Origin of the sequence: Kitasatospora sp. NPDC059571 (assembly GCF_042735675.1) — a bacterium.
In the GTDB taxonomy this organism is placed as follows: domain Bacteria; phylum Actinomycetota; class Actinomycetes; order Streptomycetales; family Streptomycetaceae; genus Kitasatospora.
The window spans coordinates 1-6,170 of sequence record NZ_JBHWBW010000476.1 but is presented as its reverse complement, the minus strand read 5'-3'; the positions used below and the strand labels follow the sequence as shown (position 1 = coordinate 6,170).

Here is a 6,170-nt window from a genome sequence, read left to right as displayed (position 1 = left end):
GGACTGAGGGCCTCCACCCGCTAGCCCGCGTCCGGCTCCGGGCCGGCCGTGAAGCTGCCGCCCAGCGCGTGCACCCGCTCGCGCATCCCGACCAGGCCGTTGCCGCCGCTCGGCAGGGCCACCGGCTCGGCGCCGCGCGGGGAGTCGTTGACCACCGCCACCCGGAAGCCGTTCGGGACGAACGCCAGCAGCACGGCCACCCCGGCGCCGCCGGCGTGCTTGTGCGCGTTGGTCAGCCCCTCCTGCACCACCCGGTAGGCGGTCTGCTCGGCCTCGCCGCGGTACGGGCGGCGGTCGCCGCTGACCGTCAGGGTCACCGCCATGCCCGCCGCCCGGGACTGCTCGACCAGCACCGGCAGCTCCGCCAGCCCGCCGTGCCCCTCCGCCACGGCGGCCGGCTCGGCCATCCGCAGCACGCCGAGGATCTCCCTCAGCTCGTCCAGCGCCTGCCGCCCGACCTCGCCCATCAGCCGGGCGGAGGCCTGCGCCTTCGCCGGGTCCTTGGCCACCACCCGCTCCAGCGCGGAGGCGTGCACCACCATCAGGCTGACCCGGTGCGCGACCACGTCGTGCATCTCGCGGGCGATCCGGGTGCGCTCCTCCAGCCGGGCCCGCCGGGCCCGCTCGCTGGCCTGCTCGGCGAGCAGGTCGAGCTCGGCCTCCAGGCCGTACGCCCGGTCCTTGAGCGACTCGACCAGCCGCCGCCGGGCGCCCACGTACAGGCCGGTGACCACCGGCGGGACGGTCAGGCCGACCGCGACCAGCGCGGCCAGCACCACCAGCATCCAGACCGGCGGCAGCTGCGAGGCGGCCGGCGCCGGCACCGGCGACAGCACCGCGAACAGCGCCATGCCGAACGACTCGGCCAGGGCCAGGGCCGACAGCGCCACCACCCGGCGGCGCCGCGACGCCCACTCCCAGGTCGCCGCCAGGGTGTACAGCGACACCACCAGCAGCACCACGCCGAACAGCCCGGGCACGAAGACCAGCGCCACCACCACCGGCACCGCCGGCCAGCGCCGCCGGACCAGCAGCGTCACCCCCGCCAGCGCCCCGAGCACCGCGGCCGCCACGGCCGCCGACCCGCCCGAGTGCAACCGGGTGTGCACCGTGTCGTACGCGCCGAAGGCGCACTCCACCCCCGCCACCACCGCCAAGGTGACGTCCAGCGCCGCACTGCGTCGGCGCCGCCACCACCACGGACCGGAAACCGGCCCGCCCCCGCCAGGCGACTCGCTCATGGGGGACAGCGTACGGCGGGCCGGGCGGGCGTCCCCAGCTGCGTGGGCCGCCGACGGCGCGCGGGCCCGGGTACACGCCCGCACCCGGCCGGGCGGGCGCCGTGTCCGCCATCCGGCCACGTCTCGGACGCGGCACCCAGTGCCACCTATGCTGTGCGAGTCGGACAGCGCGGTCCGCACACATCTCCCCCATATTGGCTGGGGGCACCTCCCAGCCGAAGGCCGGAGGAGAGAGCCGTTGCCGAACCCCCACCACCACAGGGAGAAAGCCGTGACCGCTCCGGTCCCCGCCTCGGCGGACAACCCATCCGCGACCGCCGCCGGCCCCGAGGCCGACAACGCCGCCCTGCGCGCCGACATCCGCCGGCTCGGCGACCTGCTCGGTGAGACGCTCGTCCGGCAGGAGGGCCCCGAGCTGCTCGGCCTGGTCGAGCAGGTCCGGCTGCTCAGCCGCACCGACGGCGAGGCCACCGCCGAGCTGCTGGCCGGCATCGACCTGGACACCGCGGGCAAGCTGGTCCGGGCCTTCTCCACCTACTTCCACCTCGCCAACGTGACCGAGCAGGTGCACCGCGGCCGCGAGTTCGCCACCCGCCGCGCCCGCGAGGGCTCGCTGCTCGCGCAGACCGCCGACCAGCTCGCCGAGGCCGACCCCAAGCACCTCGCCGACACCCTCGCCCACCTGGCCGTCCGCCCGGTCTTCACCGCGCACCCCACCGAGGCCGCCCGCCGCAGCGTCCTCAACAAGCTGCGCCGGGTCGGCGAGCTGCTGGAGCGCATCCACCGCGAGCACGTCGCCTCCGGCCTGGCCGAGGCCGACCCGACCCGGCACTCCTCCGCCAAGCGGCAGGCCGACCGCCGGCTCGCCGAGGTCATCGACCTGCTGTGGCAGACCGACGAGCTGCGGATCGCCCGCCCCGAGCCCACCGACGAGGCCCGCAACGCCGTCTACTACCTGGACGAGCTGTACCGCGAGGCCGTCCCGGAGGTCCTGGAGGAGCTGCACGAGGAGCTGGCCCGGGTCGGCCTCGCGCTCCCCGAGGGCGTCCGGCCGCTGACCTTCGGCAACTGGATCGGCGGCGACCGCGACGGCAACCCGAACGTGACCCCGCAGGTCACCTGGGACGTCCTCAACCTGCAGCACGAGTACGGCATCAAGGACGCCCTGGACACCATCGACGACCTGCGCAACGCGCTGTCCACGTCGGTCCGGCTGGCCGGCGCCTCGCAGGAGCTGCTCTCCTCGCTCGACGCCGACCTGGCGGCCCTGCCCGAGCTCAGCCCCCGCTACAAGCGGATGAACGCCGAGGAGCCGTACCGGCTCAAGGCCACCTGCATCCGGCTCAAGCTGGAGAACACCCGCGAGCGGCTCGCCTCCGGCACCCCGCACGTCGAGGGCCGCGACTACCGCGGAACCCGCGAGCTGGTCGCGGACCTGCGGCTGATCCAGGACTCGCTGCGCAGCCACCGCGGCGGGCTGATCGCCGACGGCCGGCTCGCCCGCGCCATCCGCACCATCGAGGCGTTCGGCCTGCAGCTCGCCACGATGGACGTCCGCGAGCACGCCGAGGCCCACCACCACGCGCTCGGCCAGCTCTTCGACCGGCTCGGCGAGGAGGCCTGGCGCTACGCCGACATGCCGCGCGAGTACCGCCAGCGGCTGCTGGCCAAGGAGCTGCGCTCGCGCCGCCCGCTCGCCCCCGTCCCGGCCCCGCTGGACCCGGCCGGCGCCAAGACCCTCGGCGTCTTCACCACCATCCGCGAGGGCTTCGAGCGGTTCGGCGACGAGATCGTCGAGTCGTACATCATCTCCATGTGCCAGGGCGCGGACGACGTGTTCGCCGCCGCCGTGCTGGCCCGCGAGGCCGGTCTGATCGACCTGCACGCCGGCATCGCCAAGATCGGCATCGTGCCGCTGCTGGAGACCACCGACGAGCTCCAGCAGGCCGACCGGATCCTGGAGGAGATGCTCTCCGACCCCTCCTACCGGCTGCTGGTCTCGCTGCGCGGCGACGTCCAGGAGGTCATGCTCGGCTACTCCGACTCCTCCAAGTTCGGCGGCATCACCACGTCCCAGTGGGAGATCCACCGCGCCCAGCGCCGGCTGCGCGACGTCGCGCACCGCTACGGCATCCGACTGCGCCTGTTCCACGGCCGCGGCGGCACCGTCGGCCGCGGCGGCGGCCCCTCGCACGAGGCGATCCTCGCCCAGCCGTGGGGCACCCTGGAGGGCGAGATCAAGGTCACCGAGCAGGGCGAGGTGATCTCCGACAAGTACCTGCTGCCGTCGCTGGCCCGGGAGAACCTCGAACTGACCGTCTCGGCCACGCTCGCCGCCTCCGCGCTGCACACCGCGCCGCGCCAGGCCCCCGAGGAGCTGGCCCGCTGGGACGCGGCGATGGACCGGGTCTCCGAGGCCGCGCACACCTCCTACCGCGCGCTGGTCGAGCAGGAGGACCTGCCGAAGTACTTCTTCGCCGCGACCCCGGTCGACCAGCTCGCCTCGCTGCACCTGGGCTCCCGCCCGTCCCGCCGCCCCGACTCCGGCGCCGGCCTGGACGGCCTGCGGGCCATCCCGTGGGTGTTCGGCTGGACGCAGTCCCGGCAGATCGTGCCCGGCTGGTACGGCGTCGGCGCGGGCCTGGCCGCCGCCCGCGAGGCGGGCCTGGGCGACGTGCTGGACGAGATGTACGGCCAGTGGCACTTCTTCCGCAACTTCCTGTCCAACGTCGCCATGACGCTGGCCAAGACCGACCTGCGGATCGCCCGCCACTACGTCGAGCAGCTGGTGCCGGTCGAGCTGCGGCACGTCTTCGAGCAGATCACCGCCGAGCACGACCGCACCCTGCGCGAGGTGCTGCGGCTCACCGGCGAGAACGAGCTGCTGGAGCACAACCCGGTCCTGAAGCAGACCTTCGCCGTCCGGGACGCCTACCTCGACCCGATCTCCTACCTCCAGGTCGCGCTGCTGCGCCGCCAGCGCGACGAGCGGGCCCGGGGTCTGACGGAGGACCCGCTGCGGGCCCGTGCGCTGCTGCTGACCGTCAACGGCATCGCGGCCGGCCTGCGCAACACCGGCTGACCCGGCACCCGCCCGGCCCGAGGGGCGGTCCCGCACACCGCGGGGCCGCCCCTCGGCGCGTCACCCCGCCGGCGCCTGCAGCTCCACCACCTCCACCGCGTACGGCCGGTAGCGCGCCTGGAGCTCGGCGCGGACGGCGTCCGGGTGCGGCGTGCCGAGGATGATCCCGGTGCCGTCCACCCGCCCTGCCATCCCGGTGATGTCCACCCCGCGGTCCCGCCAGTACCTGGTGTCCCCCGCCACCTTGCTGATCACCCGGCCCAGGTCGAACTGCGAGTAGGGCGCATCGCGGAAGCGCAGGGTGCCCGCGGCGGCGCCGAGCGCCGCCGAGAGCCGGGCGTCCAGGTCGCTGCCGGGCACCCGGAAGACCAGCACCGTGCCGACCGCGCGGTCCACGCAGATCCCGGTGATGTGGAAGCGGTCCTCCCGCAGGGCGAACCCCCAGGCCCGGTCGGCCGTTCCGTCCAGCACGTCGTCCCCGATCGGGGCGGTGCCGGACGCCGGGGTCAGCAGCCGGGCCGGGCAGGTCCGGTCGAAGTCCACCGGGGCCTGGGGGACGGGCGCCGGGGCGGTGGCCGCCGGCGCCGTCCCGCCCGCCGGGCCACCGTGCAGCAGCGGCAGCAGGCCGGCCAGCACCACGGCCGCGGCGGCGGCCGCCTGCGCCCCGCGGCGGCGGCGCACCCGGCGGCGGCCCAGGGCGCGGAGCTCGGCCAGCGGCACCTCCCCCGCACCGGCCCGGGCGTCCGCGGCCGCCTCCAAGCGGCCGGCCAGTGCGCGTCCGAAGTCCTCGTCATCCATGTCCGCTCACCTCCCGCTGCGGTGCGAGGTCGCGCCGCAGCGTGGTCATCGCCCGTCCGAGATGTGTCTTCGCCGTCGCGAGGGAGCAGCCCAGCTCGTCGGCCACCGCGGCCATCGGCAGGTCTGCCCAGTACCGGAGCACCACCACCGCGCGCTGCCGCGGCGGCAGCGCGCGCAGGGCCGAGGCCAGCTGCTCGTCGGCGTGGAGCGCCTCCGGTCCCGCGGTGTCCGGCAGCCGGTCGGTGAGCACCTCCCGCCGGGTCCGCCGCCAGCGCGAGACGTGGGTGCGGACCATGGTGCGGCGCACGTAGGCCTCGGTCGCCGACTCCTCGCGGATCGACCGGCGCCGGGCGTACACCCGGGCCAGTGCGTCGTGCAGCAGGTCCCGGGCGTCGTGGACGTCACCGGTGATCAGGAACGCCGCTCGGAGCAGCGCCTGGTACCGCGCTCCGACGAAGGCGTCGAACGGGTCATCCTCCATCGTCATGCCCACCTGACGCGCCGGGGAGGCGAAACGGATGACAGCACGGCGGAGAAATCTCCGCCCGGGCGGGGACGCGCCCGGACGGGCACGGCGGGGAGGTCAGCCGGTGCGGTCCGCGCGGCGCCGGCGCAGCCAGGTCGCCGCACCTCCGGCGACCACCAGCAGCCCGCCGCCGACGGCGTACAGGCCGGCCGAGCCGCCGACTCCCCCGGAGACCGGGGGGACCATCTGTGCGGCGGCCGGCTCGGGGCTCGCCGCCGGGCCCGCGCCCGCTTCGGCGGCCTGCGCCGACGGCGCCCCCGCCCCGGCCGCGGCCAGGCAGAACGCCGCGCCGCCGACCACCCGCGCCACACGGTAGGACCGAGCCACCTGTCATACCCCCAGATCGAACACCTCAACCCTTCGTACGGGGATGACCGTATCCGATGGAGTGCGTCCGGCTGACCCCCGATCAGCTCCCAGCGGCCAAGCGTTGCACGACCGTTGTGTACCGAGCGTGACCGCGGGTCGGCGGCGCCGGCCGGGGCGGGGGTGCACCCTGACTCTTATACACAACTGACCCTCC

General features: G+C 75.4%; 5 protein-coding genes. 1 reads left to right on the top strand and 4 read right to left on the bottom strand.

The annotated features are described in order from the left end of the window. Positions 1-20: 20 nt before the first annotated feature. Complete coding sequence (locus tag ACFV0G_RS33305) at positions 21-1,241, bottom strand: sensor histidine kinase (RefSeq protein ID WP_380556072.1); 1,221 nt, start codon at positions 1,239-1,241, stop codon at positions 21-23. 271 nt (positions 1,242-1,512) lie between these two features. On the opposite strand from ACFV0G_RS33305, the gene ppc reads away from it, so the two are divergent. Further along, positions 1,513-4,323 (top strand): phosphoenolpyruvate carboxylase, encoded by a 2,811-nt coding sequence (ppc, locus tag ACFV0G_RS33300; protein WP_380556070.1) that lies wholly within the window; start codon positions 1,513-1,515, stop codon positions 4,321-4,323. Positions 4,324-4,383: 60 nt separating this feature from the next. Here ppc and ACFV0G_RS33295 read toward each other — a convergent pair whose 3' ends face one another. The 3 genes from ACFV0G_RS33295 to ACFV0G_RS33285 form a co-directional block, all read right to left on the bottom strand. After that, the gene (locus tag ACFV0G_RS33295) at positions 4,384-5,121 is read right to left on the bottom strand and encodes a hypothetical protein (RefSeq protein WP_380556068.1); all 738 of its coding nucleotides are present in this window, start codon (positions 5,119-5,121) and stop codon (positions 4,384-4,386) included. Next, a complete protein-coding gene (locus ACFV0G_RS33290) occupies positions 5,114-5,608 on the bottom strand; it encodes a SigE family RNA polymerase sigma factor (RefSeq protein WP_380556066.1) in 495 nt (164 codons plus the stop codon). The genes ACFV0G_RS33295 and ACFV0G_RS33290 overlap by 8 nt, the downstream gene beginning before the upstream one ends. 96 nt (positions 5,609-5,704) lie before the next feature. Further along, positions 5,705-5,974, bottom strand: coding sequence for a hypothetical protein (locus tag ACFV0G_RS33285; RefSeq protein WP_380556064.1), 270 nt, complete (start codon positions 5,972-5,974; stop codon positions 5,705-5,707). Positions 5,975-6,170 lie beyond the last annotated feature (196 nt).